The following is a 23,946-nucleotide window of genomic DNA, read 5'->3' as shown; positions in this document are numbered from 1 at the left end:
TGCGAATTAAGGCGAACAATTTCTCTGTGCGAAATATCAGAAAATCAGCGGTTTCAATTCCAATATGGTGCGAATTAAGGATAATAATATTGTATTTGTGTAATGTGCTATATATCAGGTTTCAATTCCAATATGGTGCGAATTAAGGGAATAGATTTTGCAAAGCCCCTGCTCCATAGCCTGAATGTTTCAATTCCAATATGGTGCGAATTAAGGATCGGCAAAAACCGTTTTTATATCATTTGTGGTATTGTGTTTCAATTCCAATATGGTGCGAATTAAGGATAGAGGGTTCTATTGAAATATATCGCACAGAAAATGATGAGTTTCAATTCCAATATGGTGCGAATTAAGGGGGAAATGAAGCTGTTTTTGAACATGCCCATCATATGTTTCAATTCCAATATGGTGCGAATTAAGGGTTTTCTGCAAATCCGGCACATTGATTTTGATGACGTTTCAATTCCAATATGGTGCGAATTAAGGATTACCCTTGCTACCGAAGACGTGGATGGATATACAAGTTTCAATTCCAATATGGTGCGAATTAAGGATTTCATAATTCAGAACCGATTCAGCCGGTTGATATGTTTCAATTCCAATATGGTGCGAATTAAGGCTGCATGGCAATAGTAAGGAATTTACAATTGTTTGCATGTTTCAATTCCAATATGGTGCGAATTAAGGGGTTATGAAGACAATAATCATTGCCTTAGCCATGATATGTTTCAATTCCAATATGGTGCGAATTAAGGGGCAGACAAATCCTCCGGAGAAGCCTGTTCCTTAAAGGGTTTCAATTCCAATATGGTGCGAATTAAGGTTTCGTTTGTCTTGCATTACATTTTTAGCTTTTTCGATGTTTCAATTCCAATATGGTGCGAATTAAGGCATTTTATGTTGAACGGCACTCCTTCGATACTTACGCGTTTCAATTCCAATATGGTGCGAATTAAGGTCGATCTCCTTTTCCGTACAGTCAATCCTTATTTCGGTTTCAATTCCAATATGGTGCGAATTAAGGTTCCCGGGACTTTCGGTTGAATTTACCGGCAAACTGGTGTTTCAATTCCAATATGGTGCGAATTAAGGTGTGAACCTCCGTTAACAGAGTATCAACTGAAACAAATGTTTCAATTCCAATATGGTGCGAATTAAGGAGACGAATTGCAGTTGAAAAGCTATCCAGTTTTTCAATGTTTCAATTCCAATATGGTGCGAATTAAGGTGCCATTGGGGATTACCTAATGGTAGCTCTGAATGCGTTTCAATTCCAATATGGTGCGAATTAAGGATCATGGGAGGAAACCGGGTAAAGCTCTTAAATTTTATGTTTCAATTCCAATATGGTGCGAATTAAGGGATTAATATAGAAACCATCAGAAGCTTTTTTAGCAAGTTTCAATTCCAATATGGTGCGAATTAAGGTTCGAATTACCATCTACCGTCTTGATGATTCTTCGTACGTTTCAATTCCAATATGGTGCGAATTAAGGCCAAATTTGGCCGCAGGTTGTACGACGATTTTACAGAGTTTCAATTCCAATATGGTGCGAATTAAGGAAGGAACTTACCAAGAAGAGCCTTATGAAATTTACTCATGTTTCAATTCCAATATGGTGCGAATTAAGGAAATCCCAAAAAACTTTCTTTAAAGGATACATGACCCCGTTTCAATTCCAATATGGTGCGAATTAAGGATGGCAAATCTATTTCAGATAGTGGCGAAACGTATTACGTTTCAATTCCAATATGGTGCGAATTAAGGTGTAATTTGCCTTCAATTATGGAAATTCCTATTATTATGTTTCAATTCCAATATGGTGCGAATTAAGGATATGACAATATTTTTAGAGACTTTACCACTGAAGGAAGTTTCAATTCCAATATGGTGCGAATTAAGGTTCAATGCCGATCAGGGACATTACCGCGGGTATACAATGTTTCAATTCCAATATGGTGCGAATTAAGGGCTGAACAAGCTGCAAATAAACTTATTATGAATGCTGCGTTTCAATTCCAATATGGTGCGAATTAAGGTCTTTAAAAGAAGAAATTACCTTTTTAAGAAAACAAATGTTTCAATTCCAATATGGTGCGAATTAAGGCCAAAGCGGCCATCATGGCCGCTTTGCGTATTTCGTTTCAATTCCAATATGGTGCGAATTAAGGTATCAAATTAGTATAACTTAATAAATATAACGAAGTTTCAATTCCAATATGGTGCGAATTAAGGAAATATTTTACTTTTGTAATGCGAAAACGAATTACAAAGTTTCAATTCCAATATGGTGCGAATTAAGGTTGGATTTAGGTCTTCACTTTCATCTAGCAGTTTATCACGTTTCAATTCCAATATGGTGCGAATTAAGGAAAATTCGAGATGCCAATTTTCCACTTCAACCTGATATGTTTCAATTCCAATATGGTGCGAATTAAGGTAAAGCAGATGAATACGGAGGATATAGTATTTCGGTGTTTCAATTCCAATATGGTGCGAATTAAGGTGAAGTAATAAACCCTTTAAAAGACATTGATCGTCCGACGTTTCAATTCCAATATGGTGCGAATTAAGGAGGCAGAATAATTTCAGAACCCCGGAGGTTGCAAAAACGTTTCAATTCCAATATGGTGCGAATTAAGGTGCAATTTTCTTCTAAATATCCCATCAAGCCGTTTGTTGTTTCAATTCCAATATGGTGCGAATTAAGGATCTCGATCATGAAAAGCAGGCGCGTCATGCTATGATGTTTCAATTCCAATATGGTGCGAATTAAGGTAATACTGAATATTGTATGATCCTTACCGCGTTCCCCATGTTTCAATTCCAATATGGTGCGAATTAAGGTGATATTGGTTCAAGTACATGGGCAACAGGAGATTGGGAGTTTCAATTCCAATATGGTGCGAATTAAGGTACATAAATGGTTCTAATCAAACCATACAGGATAATTTGTTTCAATTCCAATATGGTGCGAATTAAGGTAATGAAACTAAAAGAAAAATTTCCGCAAGTAAGCATGTTTCAATTCCAATATGGTGCGAATTAAGGAGTATGCAAAATCTAAAACGTAATCATCAGAAAAAGAGGTTTCAATTCCAATATGGTGCGAATTAAGGCTGGCGGTAATCATCTTCATTTGCTGAAGCAAGGCGTTTCAATTCCAATATGGTGCGAATTAAGGCTGGGTTTTTTCCTGATTAAGCGTTTCGATTTTTGCATGTTTCAATTCCAATATGGTGCGAATTAAGGTATGAGCCGATTCAGGCAGCCAACAAACAAGAAGCCATGTTTCAATTCCAATATGGTGCGAATTAAGGAATTATAAGCAATTCTGATGAGCAAAGTCATAAAAGACGTTTCAATTCCAATATGGTGCGAATTAAGGTCGAGATAATCATTGTTGATTTGTTGTTGCAGTTCAAATGTTTCAATTCCAATATGGTGCGAATTAAGGTTTACCGTCATTCAGGGTGATTTCATCGTTTTTTATAAGTTTCAATTCCAATATGGTGCGAATTAAGGATGATTTGGCTTTTTCGGAAGACAAGAGCTGGGCATTTGTTTCAATTCCAATATGGTGCGAATTAAGGCCACAGGCACGTTAATGTATTGTTTCTTAAACTTGTATGTTTCAATTCCAATATGGTGCGAATTAAGGAAACTTCTTTTCTGCCGGGGGCACGAACAACAACAGAAGTTTCAATTCCAATATGGTGCGAATTAAGGTTTAGCCGTTTTGAATGATCTTCCACCGACTTTTGAATGTTTCAATTCCAATATGGTGCGAATTAAGGAACTACCTGCTAAAGAGCAACAATCTGAGCGACATTACGTTTCAATTCCAATATGGTGCGAATTAAGGAATTGTCGTTATAATCGAGCTGTCAGTTACTTGAGTCGTTTCAATTCCAATATGGTGCGAATTAAGGACGACGATGTATGGATGGAAAAATATCGTCAAATTGAAGTTTCAATTCCAATATGGTGCGAATTAAGGCCACATGCGGCACCGCATTAACGCAAACTCATATGTTTCAATTCCAATATGGTGCGAATTAAGGTTAAATCAATTGCTTGATGATGCAATAAAGGGAAACATGTTTCAATTCCAATATGGTGCGAATTAAGGACAATTTTAAAATTCTTAAAATTTAGCAGGGATTTTAAGTTTCAATTCCAATATGGTGCGAATTAAGGGCTTTGAAATTTAGCGGTAATAGTGTCGTTGATAATATGTTTCAATTCCAATATGGTGCGAATTAAGGCGATATGGATGTTTTTTACTTTCAAAATTTCTTCTTATGTTTCAATTCCAATATGGTGCGAATTAAGGCACGGCGGTAATTACAGGACAATTTACCACCAACCCACGTTTCAATTCCAATATGGTGCGAATTAAGGTATCCATTTTATTTTTTTGAGGTTGGTTTAACATATATGTTTCAATTCCAATATGGTGCGAATTAAGGTCTACACGTATCAGGAAAATTGAAATAAAACAGGGGTTTCAATTCCAATATGGTGCGAATTAAGGACTGAAGAACCTAAGCAATATTCTAAAAAAGAACTTAAGTTTCAATTCCAATATGGTGCGAATTAAGGCTTCCGAAAGTTAATAGAAAAAAACTGGCTGCCTGGATGTTTCAATTCCAATATGGTGCGAATTAAGGTCCGAAAGTTAATAGAAAAAAACTGGCTGCCTGGATGTTTCAATTCCAATATGGTGCGAATTAAGGGCGTATTAAAGTGGGAAGTGGTAGAATGGCCCGAAGACGTTTCAATTCCAATATGGTGCGAATTAAGGTGAAATAATTGAAAAAGTAGAAGAGATTCAATCTATTGCGTTTCAATTCCAATATGGTGCGAATTAAGGTTCACTATACCTGCTGAAAATTAAAAGGACTAACAAATGTTTCAATTCCAATATGGTGCGAATTAAGGATTTTCGCTGCATTAAATCCTTCAGACATGCTTAGTAAGTTTCAATTCCAATATGGTGCGAATTAAGGGAAGCTATTTTGTCATTAGGCGCTATCCGTACCATGTTTCAATTCCAATATGGTGCGAATTAAGGTCTTTTTGTAAAATTCCATAAAGAGTGGTTTTATTTCTGTTTCAATTCCAATATGGTGCGAATTAAGGTTTCACTTTTCCTTCCTGGGAAACTTTTGCAAAGCCATGTTTCAATTCCAATATGGTGCGAATTAAGGAAGTGGAAACCTTCAGCATCACAACGTCGGGCATTTGCGTTTCAATTCCAATATGGTGCGAATTAAGGTGATGGATACATTCTTGCCAAAAATGACGGACTTTATATGTTTCAATTCCAATATGGTGCGAATTAAGGATAAAATATTACCCGAAATCGCACAGCTTGCCGGGATGTTTCAATTCCAATATGGTGCGAATTAAGGAAGGAAAATGGATATACAAATGAATCAAGAATATATATGTTTCAATTCCAATATGGTGCGAATTAAGGATGCCCTCCGCTTACGAGAGTTGGGGGCGTACAGCTATGTTTCAATTCCAATATGGTGCGAATTAAGGACAAAATACATCATCACATCCAAGCTTCCAACTTTGAAGTTTCAATTCCAATATGGTGCGAATTAAGGCAGTCTTTAAAATCATCAATATGAAGTCCGTCATTTTTGTTTCAATTCCAATATGGTGCGAATTAAGGAAATAGCAAATAGGCTATACAAGAATTCAATAGAACTATGTTTCAATTCCAATATGGTGCGAATTAAGGCCAAGCGTTCGGCAATGTCAACGGTAATAAGGTCGTACGTTTCAATTCCAATATGGTGCGAATTAAGGGAATTTGATTATATGGATAAAAATGGGAAGTCATTTAAGTTTCAATTCCAATATGGTGCGAATTAAGGGCAATATTGCTCAACCAATTATCGGAAAAGGAATTAATGTTTCAATTCCAATATGGTGCGAATTAAGGAAAACATTTTTCAAATCAGAATTAAACCCATTATATTACGTTTCAATTCCAATATGGTGCGAATTAAGGGAGCAACAGGCTATCGAATATGGTTTAACTGAAATGATGTTTCAATTCCAATATGGTGCGAATTAAGGTTAGAAAAAGAAAATGAATCAAATAGAAAACTTATGTTTCAATTCCAATATGGTGCGAATTAAGGTTATACAATTTCTAAAGAGAAAGCAATACAAATTGCAAGTTTCAATTCCAATATGGTGCGAATTAAGGAACCATTGACGAACTCGGAATGATTGAGCAACAGGCTATGTTTCAATTCCAATATGGTGCGAATTAAGGCGGCAATTGAAGAAACATACCGTGAACTTGATGATAAATGTTTCAATTCCAATATGGTGCGAATTAAGGCAATTAGTACAAGGATTGGCAAATGCGTGGTGGTTTACGTTTCAATTCCAATATGGTGCGAATTAAGGCAATCAACTGGTTAGAAGATGGTGAAACTGAAACTGAGGTTTCAATTCCAATATGGTGCGAATTAAGGGGTTGGAGTAAAGAAGGCAGTAAATGAATATTTTGGGAAGTTTCAATTCCAATATGGTGCGAATTAAGGGAGATAACCCATCCAGGTTTTTTCCAGTTTCGAAAGATGTTTCAATTCCAATATGGTGCGAATTAAGGCCGTCGAAACGACTAAAATAAAAAGCTGATTCCCAGCTTTTATTTTGTGCAAAATTAATAAAAAAATCAACATAAAAGTAGTCGAACTGTAATGATAAAAAAATTACCGACCTTCGACATAAATCGGAACATTTTGTTTTTCAATAGGTCAAAGAATATTTTTCCTTGAAATTCCTTTTGTATCCATTCCTGAAGATAAAAGGAATTATGTTTCGACAATTTTCGCTACAGAAATCTATCGAGCGACGATCGCTCACAACCTACAATTTCTTTTTCTAACCATTTCTCCTGCCGGGTTTTAAACATTATTAAACTGTCTGTTTCTGTATCCATTATCGCTTGCGCCCGGAATTTTAATTCTTTTAACTTTACTTCGGTTATTTCGCCTTCAAAAACGGAATTCTGTATCCAGTTCAGGTATTGGCGGCACAATTTAAGCATTTTTCCAACACGCTTTTCACCTACGTCGTAAACTAATATTATATACATAATCTAAAGATTGAATGGATTGTACGGATTGTAAGGAGTGTGCAGATAGTATGGATTGCGTAGGCAGTCAAATCTTTTTAATCAGAACAATCTATTCAATCCGCATAATCCGTACAATCCGCAGTTTTCTTACCACCACATTTTAAAAGGTTTGTATTCTTCTATTTCCAATATATGCTTGCTGAGTTTGTAGCATTCGAGTTTAATAAGATGTTTGTAGCTTACTTCCCGTTTTAATGCACGGTGTTGTATGGTTTCAGTTAAACGGTTTTCAAACGACTCGATGAATTTCTTTTTCCCTTTTTCTTTCAGTAAAATACGGTTAAGCTGAATATCGAAGTCTTCTTTCTGAAGTTCGCGTTTGTTTAATACCTTAAAAATAACCCTGTCCACCAGGATGGGTTTGAATATTTCGGCTATGTCAAGCGCCAGCGAATAACGGCGTTCGCCGGGAGTATGCAGGTAGCTGATGGTGGGATTGAGCTGCGTTTGGTGTATAGCCCGCAGACATTGTGAATAGCACATCATATTCCCGAACGAAATCAAAGCGTTCACCTCGTTTCTTGGAGGTTGTTTGCTGCGCCCATCCATCGAAAAATCGTTAAGAATTAAATCAAAGGCATCATAATACGTTTTGCGGATGTTCCCTTCGGTTCCCATCAGTTCGTCCACATCGGAAATGGAGGCGATATTCTCTGCATATTTCTCCATAGGTTCGATGAAAGGCGACATGTCTTTTCCGCGGTTATTATAATATTTCAGATTTTTCACCATGTTGTATGCGGCCCCTTCGATAAATTTGCGGGCGATGCAGATACGTTTGGTTTTTCCCGTGTGATGCTTTACCTGCGAAATAAGCATTCTGCCGGCGAGCAACTGATCGCGTGGCATGAAGGAACCGGTGTAGTTTTCGTAATAATCGAAGAAATGAACGGCGATATCGTTTTTGCCAAGGAAATTATATAGAGCACTGTTGGCATCCAAAGCACCAAAGGCATAGAGATCATCCACGTTTTCTACCGGAAGGTAACGGGGTTGCAGTTCGTTGCCTTCTTCATCAACGGGCTGAAATTTCAGGGTTTGGTCTTTGCGCGAGAGACGGCCGGGATTGAAAAGGTAGTAGGTTTTCTTCATGTTTGCGGATTGTAAGGATTGTAAGGATTGAATGGATTGTGCGGATTGTGCGGATTGTGCGGACTTATAGGGTTATTTGTCGGACATGGTTTTACGGAGATGAGAAACGATTTTGATAAGTTCGTTGCTTTCTGAATAAAGATTTTTTGTGAATTCATCGTTTGAAATCCCGGATTCTATCAGAATGTTAAGCCACATTTCTGATTCATCGGTTTCTTCCACAACGATGCTTAACTTACTGTAAAATTCGGCTTTGGAACGTCCGCGCAATGCTGCACGATAATTGGCGTAAGCCGATGTGCCAGACTTTGCAAGCTGATTACCAATAACCCGTGCAGAAGTTGTTTTGGGTAAAATATCAACAAGCTTTATTATATTCAAAGCAAAGTTTTTATACTTTTCTTTAAGTTCGATTTTAAATGCAAGCCATCCCTGATTTCTTTCCATAATTTGTTTTATATAGAGGTTTAATCAATTAATTTTTGAATTAGCTGTTCTCAATCCATTCAATCTGCACAATCCGCACAATCCGCACAGTCTGCAGCTACTCTCCGCTCCAGCAAAAATCGAAGTAGGAGCAGTTTTTGCAAATTCCCATTTTTATCCGTGGCGGACATTGTTCGGAACAGATAAGTTCTTCTATCTTTTTTGTCATTTCTTCTATTTCAACGATGTCGCGTTCACTCAATAGTATTTCATCGGTTTTGCGCAGTTTAGGGTATTCGAGGATGCCGGTTACGCCTTCGATGCCGTTTTGACGAAGTACATAAATATAGTATTTCAACTGCCACTCATGGGCAATATCCACCTTATCCGATTTTTTCACTTCATGAATAACCTTATTTTTCGCGTCGTAATAGTCAATCCTTATTCCTCCGATTTCTATCTCCTCGTAGCGTTCTGAGCGTTGGGGATAGCTTTCTTCGTGGATGAGTTTGCCTTCATACACCAGGTCGGAGGTATGTTCCATGGTGATGCCGTTGGCGAAAAGCCAAAGTTCACGGTGGCAAAGCATGTAGTAGTTAAAATGGATTCCGGTTAGCATGGTTTTGCGGATTGTAAAGATTGTATGGATTGAATGGATTGAAACCCTCAAGGTTTTAAAAACCTTGAGGGTTTTATCCGGTTTACGGTTGTGGCGTTACGGGTGGTTCCTCCGTTTTGTTGTTTTTACGGGTAGCGGCGGCACGGGCTGCCGTTAACGTAAGGGTTATAAGTTCGTTCAGGCTGTTTTCAATGGCTATTAATTCCGGATTATTTGTAGCTTCGCATTGCAAACCCACCATATTGAACAATAAATTAAGATCGTTAACCAACACCGGACGGGTTCCTCCTATGGTAAGTCCTTCCGGTTGCGGTTGTATAAGCATTTCTTTTTGTATGGTTTCGAATGCCTTTTCGGATGTATCCAGTTCATCCAGCAATTCGGTAGCCGACAAAAGGGTAAGTTCTATGGTATAGCCGGTACGAAGTTCTACAATGATGCTGGTAATGGCGGATGTTTCGGCTTTGTAACCAAAGTGAGGCGCTTGCCAGCCATGACGGCGTATAACATCAAGAATTTTTGCAGCAGCAGCGTTCCATCCTTCTCTGGTACGGAACGAGCTGGCTTCAACATAGGAACGAAAAGCATAAAAAGCATCATCCCGTTCAGCATCCTTTTGTGCCAGTAATGGAGTTAAAGGATTTTTTAGTTCACGTTCAAATGCTTTTTCAAAGTTAGTGTAGGATGCGCCAGCACGAGTAACAAATATATCTACACCCGTACCGCTCAACGTCTTTTCTTTAAAAATTTCCAGCGCCAGTTTACCAAAAGTATGTAAATCTTTGTGCTGAATAATCGAAAAATTGATTTTTATAATCATAACACATGATTTAGGTTAATACTTAATAAATTATAATGTGGAAAATGATTTTTGTATTTTACTGTAGATCGTTTTTCCCGGATAAAAATCCATCGCTGCGACCGGGAAACACGTTTTAAACTTTTTGAAATCTGCCTCCATAACCGGGAGGTACGTTCTGCATTTTTTAAAACCTACCTCCGTAGCCGGGAAGCATGTTTTAAACTTTTTGAAATTTACCTCCGTAACCGGGAGGTACGTTTTGCATTTTTTAAAACCTACCTCCGTAACCGGGAAGCATTTTTTAAACTTTTTGAAATTTACCTCCGTAACCAGGAGGTACGTTCTGCATTTTTTAAAACCTACCTCTATAACCGGGAAGCATGTTTTAAACTTTTTAAAATTCACCTCTGTAACCGGGAGGCACGTTTTGAATACTAAAAAATGTCATTCCTTATTGTGTAGTACCATCCGGACTTTTTCTGATAAATAAAAAAAACTTCAAAGAACCATTTGTTATATAAATTATTAAGCCTTTATCAACACTTCAAAAATACAAATAGTATTTTTTCCCATCTTAACCCTGACAAACCCGGCAGATTATTAAAATCCACCAGGTTTTAAGGGCTGTTTATATATATACGAATTGATTTTTTTAATTTCAAGATGTCAAAGAACGGTGTCGTAAACCTTGAAGGTTTTGGTATTTTATCCAACGCTATCAGGCTTTGCAGACGCTGTCAGGTTAGTTGGTAGTCACCCCGACAGCGTCAGAAGGCGTTGGTTTTAAATAATCATTACTTCGTTATCCCTTTCTTCAATATTTAATTGCAGCCCTAATTTATCGTCATATTTACGGTCGATGATGTAATAAGATTGTTCTTTGATCTCTTCCTTTTGTAGCAATTGAAAAGCTGAAGCATTGCGATGAATTCCTTCTTGAGTAATCAGAGATGCAAAACGCTGTTTCGAAACAGACACTTTTAACGATTCTGCTTTGATGAATTTATTGGCTTCCAATAATTCCTGATAATCTTTTTTCAGGATTGCAGGAAGGACTTTCACTCCATCAAATTGTTTTTCAAACTCCTCTTCACGATGTTGATCATAGATAAATGGTGCAAGGTTTTCCATCACGTCGGCTTTCAAATGAGTATAAACCCGGTCGAAATCTTCTTTGTCTTTTTCAAACCATTTGTAATATACCTGATCGATATAATATTGTAGTTCATTTTCGGCAACTATTCCTGAGTTTTTCGATTCAATGTTTTTCAGGGCATCCAATGTTCGGGTGATAACTTCTTCGTTTTTATAGATGTACTTATCTGTGTCGTTCCGCTCAGAGAAAACGATGCAGTCACACGGTGGACGGTGCTGTCCGTTTATCCGATGGCGATTAACACGACCAAAACGTTGCAACAAAGCATCAAAGGGAGCTGGTTCTGTAAAAATCACATCGTAATCAATATCCAAACTTACTTCAATGGCTTGGGTCCCGACCAAAAGTCCTACATCTTCTGATTTTAGTTCTGTTTCTTTTTTGTTTCGATCAATCCCATTAAATGCACCATGAAGCAGTACTTTTTTTGAAGTATCAAGGCTGTTATAAAGTAGTTGTGCTTGCTTTACGGTATTACACACTACCAAAACTTTATCGCCTGCATCCAGTCGTCGCTGGATTTTTTCAATGTTTTCTGAAAGCAGACCTTCTGTAACTTTAATGCGATGACGAATAAACGATTGATAAAGTTTGGCATCGGCACTAATTTCTGTGTACTCACCCATGGCTTCTATAAATTCTTTTTTCAGAAAAGTTGGCAAAGTAGCCGTCATCAAACAGACTTTCACATTCAAAAATTTGGTGGCAAACTCAATCAAGACTTTGATTTGTGCTGTCACTTCGGGATCATAAGCATGGATTTCGTCGAAAATGAAGTAGCCTCCACTCATTTCAAAAATGCCTTTTTCAAATCCTTTCAATCCGAAAATGGATTTCAACAGTTGGAAAGGGGTTGCCACTTTTATCGGAGGAACTAAAGCCCTGAAACTCTCTTTTAGTTCATGTTTCAGCTTTTCATTTTGCCAACTATACGTTTCTTCACCGAAACGACTTTCAATGTATTCCGCAAGTTTCCCATGAACCACACCAACTATTTCGCTATTGCCTTGCATCTTTTCGTCGAGCCGTTCAAACATGGCGTTGATGGAAGCAGTAAACGGCAGAATGTAAAAAGTCCGTCCTTGTCCGTTCTCTTTCATTTGTTTGTGCAGCCACATCAATGATGCTTCTGTTTTTCCTGACCCTGTAGGCGCGGTAAGCACAATGTTCCCGTTGATTTCTGAAGCCCTTTTCTGATGAAAATACGGAGTCCACTTGGTATTATACAAGAAGTTGAAATGTTTTTCTTCCAAAACATTCACTTTGAAAACTCCTGCAGATGCTGAATGGTCGCACTGTTTTAAAGCCCCTGCTGCCAATAACAATTCCTGAAAATTGATTTTTGTTGAATTGATAGGGCTTCCTTTATAATCTTTTACCAGTTGCATTGGCAACGCTAGCGAGCTTGGGTTTAAAGAAACATTGTATTCTTTCAGGAACGATTGAATAAATCGGTCGTTTAGTTTTTGGGTTTCTTCATCCCAATCCAGCTTGCCATCTTCTCCCAACGAAAGAAAGTCTTCACCTGTTTTATAGCCCTTTTGTATATGATCAAACAGAAAGAAAAAATCTTTGTGATGCCCGGCAACAATCAATTTCAAAAGCGACTTATCCTCTTCCGGTAAATCTATTTGATCGATAAACGGTACTGAAAATAACTCATGCCGCTGGTGATACCAATTGGCGCGTTTTCCCGAAAGCATCTTCTGAAATTCGGAATGTGATTTCCCCAAATCGTGAAAGATGATCCCTAATCGGATCAATTCCCAAAAACGATCAGGATTGACAACAGGTAAACGCCCAAATGCTTTTCGAAGCGATTCGTACACCCGAAGGCATTCGTCAATGTGCTGTTTCAGTGAAACAGAAGGTTCCGATTTGGCCAGAACCTCCTGTATTATTGTTGTCATACTTCAAATTTGTGAAAGTAAATGTCACTGTTGAATTCTTCCAATTCAGACCTGAATCCGGTTAGTTGCGAATCAACCGGATTGTTGTACGAAATCACGGAGTACGGTTCTGTTCCCATATTCTTACGAGGAATGGTATTGCTGAAGTATTTGGGCAAAGCCTGAATTTGCCCCGGCAAATAGTTCCCGGTAAAAGGAACAACCTGCCCAGCAATACGGGCATTGCTTACTTCCTGCAATTCTACTTCTTTGATGCTTTCGATTCCTGCCAAGTCGCCACTGCGCCCCAAAAGGAGTTGATAGGCAGGTTGCCGAAAACATGAAACCAATTCTTCATCGGTCAAATAAAGAAATAACTGGCAATCGTAAAGAAACTCACGCTGGATTACATTTGACTTAACCGAATTGTCGGGGTAATTCCTATCGTTCGCTTTGATTTGATAAATTGTTTCCAGATCGACTGTCTTGATTTTAAAATCAAAATAGTAGCCTAACTTAATTTCACGATTTTCCAGATACTTTCCAGATGCCGCATTGATTAAGCCCATTACCGTACTCACTGGCGGCACTTCAAGCGTAGGTTGAAAACCCGAAATCAGGTTGGGATACCTAAAGCTCGAAGTCCACGAGTTTATTTTGATACGGAATGTTCTCATTATTCAATTTGGGATTTCATTTGTTCGCAATATTGATCGATAGCTTCGTTCACCGACAGAATTTTCACTGTTGGAATGTCTGTCCTGGTTTCAAGCGTTTTTAGTTCGTTTGCAATTTCATCCATAAAACCGCTACGGCGACCAATAAATACGGCACCATCAAAAGTGTCTTTGTAATCTTTCAGTACTTCAACCAGTCCTTCGAAATTGAAAACTATTTCCTCATCGCGTTGTCCTTTACTCCCAACTACATGACTAAATGGATGGTTTCCGGTTGCAGTTGTAGCCAGAATAATAAACTTTGGAGTTACATCGCCCATGTTATTGGTTTGCATGGCACCACCAGAAATGATTTTGAGTGCTTGAATGGTATCGTTGGCTCTTTTCTTACGAACATCTTTGGCCAACCGGATCATCTTCTTTGGATTCCCTTTTGCATCGAATACAAAAGGATCGTCGATTTCTTCAGCTCCATCTTTTATGGCTTCTTCTTGCAATGTAATTGACAGGTTCTTATATCCAGTACGGTCGTAATTCGAAAATGTACCAACCATCGAAAGGTCTAAGCTAAACATGCCTTTCATTGTAGCACAATATTCCTGCTTTTCATAGGGTACTGCATCACCTTGTTGACGCGACATACTCGACCAATTTTCCTCAGGACGGACACTGGCTGCCGAAATAATAGCAGAGTTCTTTAGTGGAGAAACGCGGGTTACCGTTACGTTTGTCATTTTAATGTTACCCTTTTTATCTTTTACAGGTTCTCCATTTTCATCTAATTCGGCATCTTTAGCTGCTCGCATGTACCCAAAAACATCGTCATCTGGGAATTTCAATGGATCGGCATTGGTAAAAGCGATTTTCCCATCACGGGTTATTGGCGATAAATTCCAACCTGCATTTTTTTGCAGAGCTTCGCGCCACCAGTAACGCCATGCCTGGCCTGATACATATACATAACTGCGTCCGTTTTTACGGATCGATTTGGTTGCAATTGCATTGTCGTTGTTGCTTTGGGTGTTTTTACCTGCATTATTTAATGCTACAACATCTACGTCAATTAAGATGAATCCTTGTGTTTTAATGTTTTTCATAGTTTATTCGATTTATTCATTTGTTACTTCTTCTTCAACTTCTGATTCTAATTCAACTTTCAATTCTTCTGAGATTAAATCCCTTTCATGAAGTTCCTGATAAATGGCAATGAGTAAAAGATCCCTGATTTCAGCCCAGTAAGAGCCATCGGGGAACAGATAATTCACATAGTCATCGACCGAAACGATAGGATCATCATTCCCTGCTGCATAGTTTGCAGCCACGACATCTTTTAAAATGAATCGCCGCAAAGCAGAAGCATTTTTAGCACCGTCGAGCGCTTTAATACGTTTTTTGATCTTGTCGGCATCTTCTTCCCGCACGAGAAAAGCGGCCAACTCTTTAATTTTGTTAATGGTTTCTTTTTTCATACCTATAATGTTTTGTTGATAGATTGATACTATTTCAAAGTTAAATGGATGTCTGCGTGACCAGCGAAGAAATTCTGGTCTGATATTCTCATTGATTAATAGTTTATTTAAAATCCGGTTAAACCATTGTTTGTAGTCTTCAATGTCGATAACCTCAGTTTCTTTTGACTTAACCAATTCAAATTTTTCTGTTTGAAGGTTGTATTTTGCGCCTTTATGCTGTTTGTCGTAGTAATGCGAACGAACAAATTTTTGCCAATCATCCTTGAACCTAGGTTGCAAGCAAGTCCTGTAAAAAAGAAAAACCTTTGCAGGAAGTTGGTACATCTGAATTTCGGGGCTTGCCCCAAAATTTGTAAAGTGGTACAGCGTCAACGATGGTAAAGTATTTTCTTCATTAAATTCCTTCAATTGAGAGAGAGCTGAGTCAACGAAATCGAAAATAGCGTTGGCTGGCTTATTGTAGTCAGATTTTGCCACTCCTTCAGAAAGTCCAACACCAATTTCATGAAGGTTTCTTTCAACGGTCATTTTCACAAATAACTTGCTTAGTTCCTCGTTACTGCTTTGCATCAAACTTATTTTTCCTTGCAGTTGCTGGCAAGCAAAAGGAACAAAGTGCATCCTTACCAATACTTCTTTTGAAAGGGAAATACCTTTTTGAAAATAGTGATGAAAATTTACCAGTGTTCCTGAACCAGTCATGATAGAATTGTTTCTACCGCCCCAAAATAACTTTGTTTCCCTTCCTGTTACACGGCAAAAGCCTATATCATAAGGCTCTGTTTCATTGATTATGCTACTGAAATATTTTACTGTTTCTTCGACCTTTTCCGAATTTTTATAAGCTGGAGATGTGATTTTTGAATTTAAGAAAAATGCGTTTATTTTTCCATCCCAACTTCCGACGTAAATCTTTGCAATGTAATCTATCAGTTCCAAAATATCCATTTCAGGAAACTTCTTCGAAAGATATTCAATGGTAAATCCGCCTGCGTCGGCAAACGGGTCACCGGTTGGCTTAGTCAGCCATTCGTAGTCAATCGTTTTGTAGGTTTGTTTCATTCTGCTTGTATTTTTTATTTTTTTCAACGCTGTCAATTCCGGCTTCACCGGGAGCTAAAAGGTTGTTCAATTGTCGCTTTATTTCCACACACCCAAACCCCATAGAATTTTTTTCTCCAAATCCTGCATAATAACCGGTTTTAATGAGTTCTACCGGGGCATTCAACCCGAAACGAAATTCATATCCTATAACTTTTGATTGCTTTTCGCTTCCTTTCTTAAACATACAACTCTTCATTTTTTCCGGAGATAATATTTGCAGGGTAAAACCATCTGACGTTCCTGAAAATAATGGCAAGTCTTCGTGCTGGCACCAGGCATTATGTTTCCGTATTAAGTTTTTGAAAAAGAAATGGGAAAATTCTTCGTTCCGGGGACTCAGATAGCTTGCAATAGGATTCTTTCCTTCGCGCAACCGCATGCTGCTTACTACTAAAGGCGACGTTGTGATAAACGACATTGTCTCTTTAAATTCATGTTCCTGAAGCTTTTCTATATTTATTACCTTAAAGATAGTTTTATGAGGAATATATCCAAGAAAAAAACTTTGCTCACGGAACAAACCGATAATAAATGGTTCAATGGCTTCTCTTGTTAAAAAAGAAATATAAAGGGTAGCATATGAGCCGTTAAGATACATAATATCCTTATCAGTGCGATAGCTTTCCGCTTCTAATTTCAGATGTGAGAAGGTAAATAGTTTATATTTATGTTTATCAAAATCGTATCCCTTGTCGTGTAGCCATAATGCAAAAGTATTATCCCCTGTAAATAACGTTTTATAAATGAACGAGGACAATCCAAACTGGTAATCGAGCGGAACACTCGTTCGTTTTGAATGGTTTAATGCCGATTCATATTGTAACGTAAGTTTAAAGCGCATGAATTAGTATTAAAGTTTAATGTAAGGGTATAAAAGTATAACAAAAGAAAGGGAAATTGTTAAAAACTTTTTAAACGCAGGGTTTTTGAAGAGATTCGTTGCTGTTTTATGAATATTCGCTAAATATAAGGAACAACAGTATTCACTTTTTAGGTAAAAAATGAACATTTTGCCTGTAAAAAAACACGAGTTATGTTAACGTGTAATAATTCATGTATTTTGTAATATGTCTCCCAGGACACTTTCCACTTTTCGGTACAGGGCACTAATATCTCCTTCGTTGGAAAAGACAAAGTCGGCTTTTGCTATGCAGAGGTGTAGGTTTTGGTGGTTTGGGTCGTTGGAGGTCATTTCGCGGGCTTCGTTAGCCAAAAATGTATCGAAGGAAATCTGGTCGGTTTCCGAATTGCGTTTCACCACCCGTTCGTAGCGAATTTCGGGGGGAGCATCTACGGCAAAAAGATAAAATTTGCCCTTTTGTTTCAGAGAATCAATCTCTCCGGGTGTGCGTATGCTTTCAATCACACAATTTTTCCCCGTAGCTTTTGCTTCTTCGTAAAGACAATCGGTGATATAAGAAGGGGTGTGCCGTTCCCTGAGCGCATTCGCTACGGAAGTCATACTGTCGCGGTTTACAGGCAGCCCGCATTTTCCAATTTCCCGGATTAAAAAAGCCCTCACCGAAAAATGGTTAAACCCTTTATTTTTCGTAAGATAATCTACAATAGTGCCTTTTCCGGCGCCGAGTGTTCCTGTAATACCAACAATTATCATATGCGCAAAAGTAAAAAAAATTACCCCGAAACGGTAAAAATGTCGTTCCGGGGTAATAAAGATAGGATAAAAATATATTAACGGCTGATGATCAGTTTTTGTACACTGCGATAATTTTTCCCTTCAACAAAAAGGTAATATACCCCGTTGCTGAGTGATTGCAACTGCATGGTAAGGATATTTTGCTCCTGTATGTTGATGTTGTTTTGTTTGTACACATTCATACCCGTTTCGTTGGCAATACGGATATCAACGGTATGGGAGGATATACCTTTCAGTTCAATTACGAAATTTCCGTTGGAAGGATTGGGATACACTGCAATGGTATTGGATGGTATATTTTGCGGAATACCATACGTTGAATAAAGTGTAACGGTTTTTATTTCCGAGAATACACTTTCGCCACAGGAGTTAACAGATTTAACACTGATATTTGCTGTTCCTGTGAATGAGTTACTCCAGGTGATGGTTGCAATGGTGTCGTTTCCGGCTATGGTACCTGCGGCGACAGGTTCTATATTCCATGTGTAGGTAAGAGCATGCATTGCCTTGTTTACCCGGAAGTCGGAGGATGTAGTGATAAACACATCCACAGAATCACTTCCCATAGGTTTTTCGGGAGCCAGAGGGAAGGGAACCAGTGTAATGGCAAGTGCGGAGGAATAATCACTTTCACCACAGGTATTCAGTGCTTTGACAGTAATGTTAGCAGCACCGAAGAAGTCAGGGCTCCAGTTGATGGATGCCTGGGTTGTAGTTCCGGTTATTATTCCTGCTTCCACAGGTTCGATGCTCCATGTATAATCAATGGCATTAGAGCTTCCTGTGGTTGTTACTTCGGTATCCGGAGCATCCTGACAGATACGATTGGAAGCGGAAGTCGGAATTTCGGGAGTATCCGGGAGCAATGTAAAGGTAACTACGGTACCATCAGCAACATCACCGCAGGGAGCCATTCCTGTAACGGTAAGGTTAAGGGTAACATTTCCGGCTAAATAGTCTTCAGCGCTGGGAATATAAACAGGGTTAAGCAGGGTAACATCGTCGAAAGTACCGGTTCCGGATGTTGTCCAGTTCAATGCAGTATAATTTACTGCAGAGGAGTTTGTAATGGAAACGGTTTCGTTTTCGCAAACTGTGAAATCATCGCCTGCAAAGACAACAGCATTTTTGTTTAAAGTAAGAATTATCTGGTCGGTAGCATCGCTTTTTCCCTGTTCGAAGGCAGTAAAAGTAAGAACAACCTGTCCGGCATCAATATCTGCCTGGCTGGGGGTATATTCAGGGTTGAGCAGGGTGGCATCGCTGAAAGTACCGGTTCCGGAAGTTGTCCAGAGTACTGATGCATAATTAGTTGCAATGGCGTTGCATTGGTATATATTCCCTTCGCAAACAGTACCGTCGGCGCCAGCATAAGCAGTGGTTGTTAGCGCAGGAGGAAGTATGATGAAATCAACATAAGCTGCATCGGTGCCACTGGACTGTGAAACGTCTTTCGTATATTCCCACTGGAAAGTGTGTTCACCGGCAGTTACGGTATATACCACCCTCGACCAGTCCACTTCGCCAGACCATTTTCCCATTTCAGTTCCATCAATATAGAATTTAAGATAATCATAATCCGCTTCGGAGGAAACCTTGCGATAAAACGAAATGCTATCATCACTCATTACATTATAATCGAGTGAAATAAAAGTTGACTGGTTGTCACCTATTAGTCCTGACTTAATGCAGTAAGTTCCTTCGTAAGGAGTTTCAGTAGAAACATCCCAGTCGGCATCACCGCTGGTAGCCCATTCAAATCCAGTCATTCCACCACTTTCCCAGTCTTCGAGTATCAGACCTATTGGGCGGAAATATGTATTTTGTGCCTGATAAACGCCCGAAGTGAGTGTGCAGATAAAATCGGCAACTGTACCTATGGTAGCGTTTCCGGCAGTTGTGATGTCGAAAATGGCTTCAGCGGTTTGTCCGGCGGCAAGTGTTTCAGCAATAAAAGTTCCGTTATTTATTGTGATAAAAGAATTTGAAGATGTCAGAACAGCCTGGACTTCGCCTGCATCGCTATGACCGTTGTTAGAAATGACAACTTTCAGTTGAACATTTTCACCGGCATCGAGTCTTCCGTTACCATTTCCGCCTGCTGCATCGTCAATTGTAATATTGCCCAATGAAAGAACAGGTGCATTGGCAAAAGCAACAAAACTGCTGTTCCATGTTTCGGTACCATCAGTTATAGTTAAATTGAAAAGTAGGCTAAGATGATCAGGAATTGAATCGGCAACAGTGAATGCGAAACCATCGGCAACCGAAATTGTTCCGCCTGCAAGGATATTTCCGTAGGTTTCGGTATTATCGGTAATGTTGATGAAAGAATTGTCGCTTGTAAGTGTAACTACTACATTTTCGGCAGTTTCAATACCCACATTTTTCAACCCGATGGAAAAGGCAATATTTTCGCCAAAATCAATGGCACCGTTGTTATTGCCTTGCAAATCGTTAACTAAAAAATTATCATAGGTAACATAAGGACCTTCGGCGGGGATGATAGGAACATCGGCAATGTAAGGCAACTTGTTGAATCCGGTAATTACCAGGTGCAGGGTGTCGAGTTGGGTAAGGGCTGCGAAATCGAGAGCTGCTACTCCGCCATTGATAATACTTTTGGCTACCAATTGGTTATTAATGGTAAGAGCTACTATAGCACCTTCTGCATCGGCATTAACACTGAATTGTGTCGAACCAAGGAAAATTGTAGGATTATGGTTGGCAACAATTGATTGTGGCATTGCCGTACGTATTGCAAGCGAAGGATCGCCGAAGATATTCCATGTATCAGTCATTTCGTCTCCGTCAACTCCGTATTCGTCGTTCATGTGCATACAGCCGTTCATGGAAATTCCGCCAAAAGTTCTTTTGAAATTATCGGAGTAGGTTTCCGCTAACAGGTCGTTCATTTCATCCTGACCATCCATAGGCGGATCCCAGCTTTGGTTGATGGTTGACATAAGAGTAGCAACAGCTCCGGAAGGTTGTCCATTGTGTGTAGCACGCAGCCAGGCTTCTGCAAAGCAGGTTTGTCCCTGGAAATTACCGTTTACACAAGCCACAGAGAAGATGAAGGGCAGCATATTATCATTGGTAAGTGCAGTAATATCGGAATTTGAAAAACCGGTTGTTCCCCATGAAATCTCGCTGCCATGACCGGTATAGTTAATGATGGAAGCCCCTGCATTTACTTCGGTAGCTACATTTGCTGGAGTAGGATTACCAGGTTGATCAAGTCCGCCCTGGTTACCGTCGTATAACTCGGATACTCCGGTATAAGTAAAGGGTAGTAATTTGTTTTCCCTTATGTTTTGCATGTGTTCGTAGTCGTATTCATTGTCATCGCCTGTTCCCTGGCTGGAAGCAATACCAACTCCTACTGAAAACCAGTCAGTAGTGGTAACAGGTGCCTTTTCATACATCAGAACCTTTTGTACCTGTGTTTCTACCTGTGTGAGGTTTTCGGCAGAAAATCTTCCCACAAAAACATCTGAGTAATGGTCGTTTCCAACAATAAAACCGTAAGCATTGTCTGATGGACCTCCCAAACCTGTGCCGGTGTTAGTAGGAATCTGGGCTGCATCGCCTACCAATAAAACAAATGCAAGGTCATTAGCATTATAATAGTCAGATATATAAGTTTTTATTGCCGATGCTGTACTTCCGATGGTAGATACATCAATCAATTCGGTTTCTATTCCCTGCTGGTTTTTCCAGTCAACAAGGGGCTGCATAGCAGACATAAATTGCCCATAACTGATTACGAGCATTTTCCCTTGTTCATCTACAGGAGTATAGTCAGTAGCAGGAGCATTTAAAAAATGGCTTTTGTACAATTCCTGGAATCCGGCAGGAGTTTTGCCCGATGTTTTTTTGCTGCTGAGAGTGTTTATTCCCTTTTCGTTTGTTGAATAAATTTCCACTATAATTGAGCTATATACTCTTAAAACCTTGGAAATGGGGTTATATTGGAAGGGATAAACAACGATAGTTTGTCCGCGATGGTCGCGAATGATGTAGGGATTGTGAAATTCGGCAAGAGTTCCGGGGTAAAATTTGTCTTCGGAATAGGGTTTGCCATAAATAAAGGGAATAGCAGAGGGGTCAGTATCCCTGTATAAATTTCCTTTGGAAGGAGCTATATCCATATCGGGATAATCAGTGAACTCGGAAGCCAGTACCCTGACTTCCATTTTTCCTTTATCAGGAATAATTACCGAAGCGGTGAGCTTGGAAAGGTCGGGTGCCCCTTTTTTGAGGAGGGGAGTACCTTCGCCCACACTGATAACATATTGGCTACCCTTTGGGGTAGTAACTTCCTGCATGTTAAATCCAGGAATGGAAAATTGGATTTTCGATGTCCGGATGTCAGAAGAAATCAGGATTTTTTGAGCCGGAGATGGTTGTAGATCATGTATTCCCACCCAACTTTTACCGAAGGTAGTAAAAGCAAAAATGGCTAATAATAAGGTAAGTAGTTTTCTCATTTTTGTATGTGATTTTATTGAATTATTATTTTATAGGTTAAATTGATTTTATGATTTGCAATAATAAAAAAATAAATGCCTTTTTCGATGAATGGCAAAGCGAAATTTAAAGCTTCATTTCCAGAGATGTTTACGGCATTCTTTTCCCAGATTGTAGCTCCCAATGTGTTCATTATACGCATTTTTACGGTTTCATTGCCCATAAGATTATAAGCAACACTGAAATAACCGTTGTTTGGATTGGGGAAAATGCTGAAAGATTTTTCAGGGGAAGGTTCATCAATTCCAAGGGTTGAGTAAATGACAGTTTCCCATGCATGAGAAAATTCGCTTTCGCCGCACTTGTTCAAAGCCTTCACCATCACCAGAATTTCGCCTCTGAAAGTTGTGTCCCATGCTACCACTGCAGTTATTCCGTTATTAATAATAGTTCCTGCATTTTCAGGGCTTAAAAGCCAGATTAAGCTGGTTTCAGGTATTTCGTTTGTTGTAAATTCCGAAACCTTGATATAATGAACATCCACGGTTTTGGGTCCTTGCGGAGTAGCAGGTATAGCCGGGAAGGTGTTTATTATTATCTGTGCTTCGCCCGAAAAGGATCCGGAGCAGCCATCTGCATCATTTACTCTGGTGATTGAATATGTTATATCGTTTTGAGGAGTTATTGCCCAGGTATATGGAGTGTCATAAGCCGTAATTACTTCATCATTGTTCAGCGTAACCTGCCATGGAGCTGTTCCGGTGAGGCTGAGGGTAAGCTCAGTGTTTTCACCTTCGCAAACTGCAGCAGAACCGCTTAATTGTGCAGAAGGAAGCGGATTTACGGTAATGGTAAATTCTGTTTGCCCGTTATTTGTACAGCCTGTTCCATCGGTAACGGAAGATAATGTTACAGTTTCCGTATTTTCAGGAGCCAGTTCCCAGCTAAAGGGAGAAGAATTAGCGGTAAGAGTTTGCCCGTCAAGTGTTTGAATTGACCATGGAGCCACCCCGGTAAGTGTAAGAGGAATCTGGGTACTTTCACCGGAACAGATTTCAAATTCAGAAGGAACACTAATTGTTGGCAAAGGGTTAAATTGCAATTTTATATCATCGGTAAAAGGTTGGCAAGTGCCATTTCCGTAAGCCATAAGCTGCAAAACGACTTCTCCGTTTGCAATGTCTTCTACACTTGGTTGATAATAAGTTACAAGAGAATTTGGTTCGTTAAAAGTTCCTGTGCCAAAAGTTGTCCAGTGGATACTCTGATAATCTGAAGCAGTTCCTTCAAGCATGATGAAGGAATCGGCACAAACTGTAGCATCCTCGCCAGCATTTGCCAGGGGGGCACGTGAAATGTTCAGTAACATAGCGTCAGAAACAGAATCGGCAGTTGAGCCAAAGG

The 23,946-nt window shown here is 39.1% G+C and carries 13 protein-coding genes and 1 CRISPR repeat array (1 of these 14 only partly in view); all 13 genes read right to left on the bottom strand.

Going from position 1 to position 23,946, the window contains the following annotated elements; translation table 11 throughout:
• A CRISPR array of direct repeats spans positions 1-6,644; the repeat unit is 30 nt; unit sequence GTTTCAATTCCAATATGGTGCGAATTAAGG (it extends 21,433 nt beyond the left edge of the window).
• 225 nt (positions 6,645-6,869) lie between these two features.
• Positions 6,870-7,133, bottom strand: coding sequence for a CRISPR-associated endonuclease Cas2 (cas2, locus tag M0R21_10030; GenBank protein ID MCK9618158.1), 264 nt, complete (start codon positions 7,131-7,133; stop codon positions 6,870-6,872).
• A gap of 129 nt (positions 7,134-7,262) precedes the next feature.
• Entirely contained in the window at positions 7,263-8,267 is a 1,005-nt protein-coding gene (gene cas1b, locus M0R21_10025) for a type I-B CRISPR-associated endonuclease Cas1b (protein ID MCK9618157.1), read from the bottom strand.
• A gap of 72 nt (positions 8,268-8,339) precedes the next feature.
• Positions 8,340-8,714 carry a four helix bundle protein gene (locus M0R21_10020; GenBank protein MCK9618156.1) on the bottom strand — a complete coding sequence of 125 codons (375 nt, stop codon included), beginning with the start codon at positions 8,712-8,714 and terminating at the stop codon, positions 8,340-8,342.
• Between the two features lie 97 nt (positions 8,715-8,811).
• Positions 8,812-9,312: a CRISPR-associated protein Cas4 gene (gene cas4 / locus M0R21_10015; protein MCK9618155.1), complete on the bottom strand. Its 501-nt coding sequence runs from the start codon at positions 9,310-9,312 to the stop codon at positions 8,812-8,814.
• 82 nt (positions 9,313-9,394) lie between these two features.
• Positions 9,395-10,132 carry a DUF6261 family protein gene (locus M0R21_10010; protein MCK9618154.1) on the bottom strand — a complete coding sequence of 246 codons (738 nt, stop codon included), beginning with the start codon at positions 10,130-10,132 and terminating at the stop codon, positions 9,395-9,397.
• Positions 10,133-10,897: 765 nt separating this feature from the next.
• Positions 10,898-13,180 (bottom strand): CRISPR-associated helicase Cas3', encoded by a 2,283-nt coding sequence (gene cas3, locus M0R21_10005; protein ID MCK9618153.1) that lies wholly within the window; start codon positions 13,178-13,180, stop codon positions 10,898-10,900.
• On the bottom strand, positions 13,177-13,836 hold the full coding sequence (gene cas5b / locus M0R21_10000) for a type I-B CRISPR-associated protein Cas5b (GenBank protein MCK9618152.1): 660 nt from the start codon (positions 13,834-13,836) through the stop codon (positions 13,177-13,179). Before cas5b ends, cas3 begins: the two co-directional genes overlap by 4 nt.
• Complete coding sequence (gene cas7i, locus M0R21_09995) at positions 13,836-14,933, bottom strand: type I-B CRISPR-associated protein Cas7/Cst2/DevR (protein MCK9618151.1); 1,098 nt, start codon at positions 14,931-14,933, stop codon at positions 13,836-13,838. Before cas7i ends, cas5b begins: the two co-directional genes overlap by 1 nt.
• Positions 14,934-14,945: 12 nt before the next feature.
• Complete coding sequence (locus M0R21_09990) at positions 14,946-16,370, bottom strand: hypothetical protein (protein MCK9618150.1); 1,425 nt, start codon at positions 16,368-16,370, stop codon at positions 14,946-14,948.
• Positions 16,345-17,253, bottom strand: coding sequence for a CRISPR-associated endoribonuclease Cas6 (gene cas6 / locus M0R21_09985; GenBank protein ID MCK9618149.1), 909 nt, complete (start codon positions 17,251-17,253; stop codon positions 16,345-16,347). The genes M0R21_09990 and cas6 overlap by 26 nt, the downstream gene beginning before the upstream one ends.
• Positions 17,254-17,463: 210 nt before the next feature.
• Positions 17,464-18,027 carry an AAA family ATPase gene (locus M0R21_09980; GenBank protein MCK9618148.1) on the bottom strand — a complete coding sequence of 188 codons (564 nt, stop codon included), beginning with the start codon at positions 18,025-18,027 and terminating at the stop codon, positions 17,464-17,466.
• A 77-nt stretch (positions 18,028-18,104) separates the two neighbouring features.
• A complete protein-coding gene (locus M0R21_09975; GenBank protein MCK9618147.1) occupies positions 18,105-22,562 on the bottom strand; it encodes a C25 family cysteine peptidase in 4,458 nt (1,485 codons plus the stop codon).
• Positions 22,563-22,576: 14 nt separating this feature from the next.
• A partial coding sequence (locus M0R21_09970; protein MCK9618146.1) for a T9SS type A sorting domain-containing protein occupies positions 22,577-23,946 on the bottom strand: 1,370 nt, incomplete at its 5' end.

The organism is Lentimicrobiaceae bacterium (assembly GCA_023227965.1).
Classification (GTDB): Bacteria; Bacteroidota; Bacteroidia; order Bacteroidales; family JALOCA01; genus JALOCA01.
Note: the sequence above shows the minus strand (reverse complement) of the source record. Positions and strands in the feature narration are given on the sequence as shown.

Excerpts from the sequence above, each read along its gene's own strand:
- cas4 (MCK9618155.1), bottom strand. The coding sequence starts at position 9,312 with ATGCTAACCGGAATCCATTTTAACTACTACATGCTTTGCCACCGTGAA.
- cas7i (MCK9618151.1), bottom strand. The coding sequence starts at position 14,933 with ATGAAAAACATTAAAACACAAGGATTCATCTTAATTGACGTAGATGTT.
- cas6 (MCK9618149.1), bottom strand. The coding sequence starts at position 17,253 with ATGCGCTTTAAACTTACGTTACAATATGAATCGGCATTAAACCATTCA.
- cas5b (MCK9618152.1), bottom strand. The coding sequence starts at position 13,836 with ATGAGAACATTCCGTATCAAAATAAACTCGTGGACTTCGAGCTTTAGG.
- cas3 (MCK9618153.1), bottom strand. The coding sequence starts at position 13,180 with ATGACAACAATAATACAGGAGGTTCTGGCCAAATCGGAACCTTCTGTT.
- M0R21_09980 (MCK9618148.1), bottom strand. The coding sequence starts at position 18,027 with ATGATAATTGTTGGTATTACAGGAACACTCGGCGCCGGAAAAGGCACT.
- M0R21_09990 (MCK9618150.1), bottom strand. The coding sequence starts at position 16,370 with ATGAAACAAACCTACAAAACGATTGACTACGAATGGCTGACTAAGCCA.
- M0R21_10020 (MCK9618156.1), bottom strand. The coding sequence starts at position 8,714 with ATGGAAAGAAATCAGGGATGGCTTGCATTTAAAATCGAACTTAAAGAA.
- cas2 (MCK9618158.1), bottom strand. The coding sequence starts at position 7,133 with ATGTATATAATATTAGTTTACGACGTAGGTGAAAAGCGTGTTGGAAAA.
- cas1b (MCK9618157.1), bottom strand. The coding sequence starts at position 8,267 with ATGAAGAAAACCTACTACCTTTTCAATCCCGGCCGTCTCTCGCGCAAA.
- M0R21_10010 (MCK9618154.1), bottom strand. The coding sequence starts at position 10,132 with ATGATTATAAAAATCAATTTTTCGATTATTCAGCACAAAGATTTACAT.
- M0R21_09975 (MCK9618147.1), bottom strand. The coding sequence starts at position 22,562 with ATGAGAAAACTACTTACCTTATTATTAGCCATTTTTGCTTTTACTACC.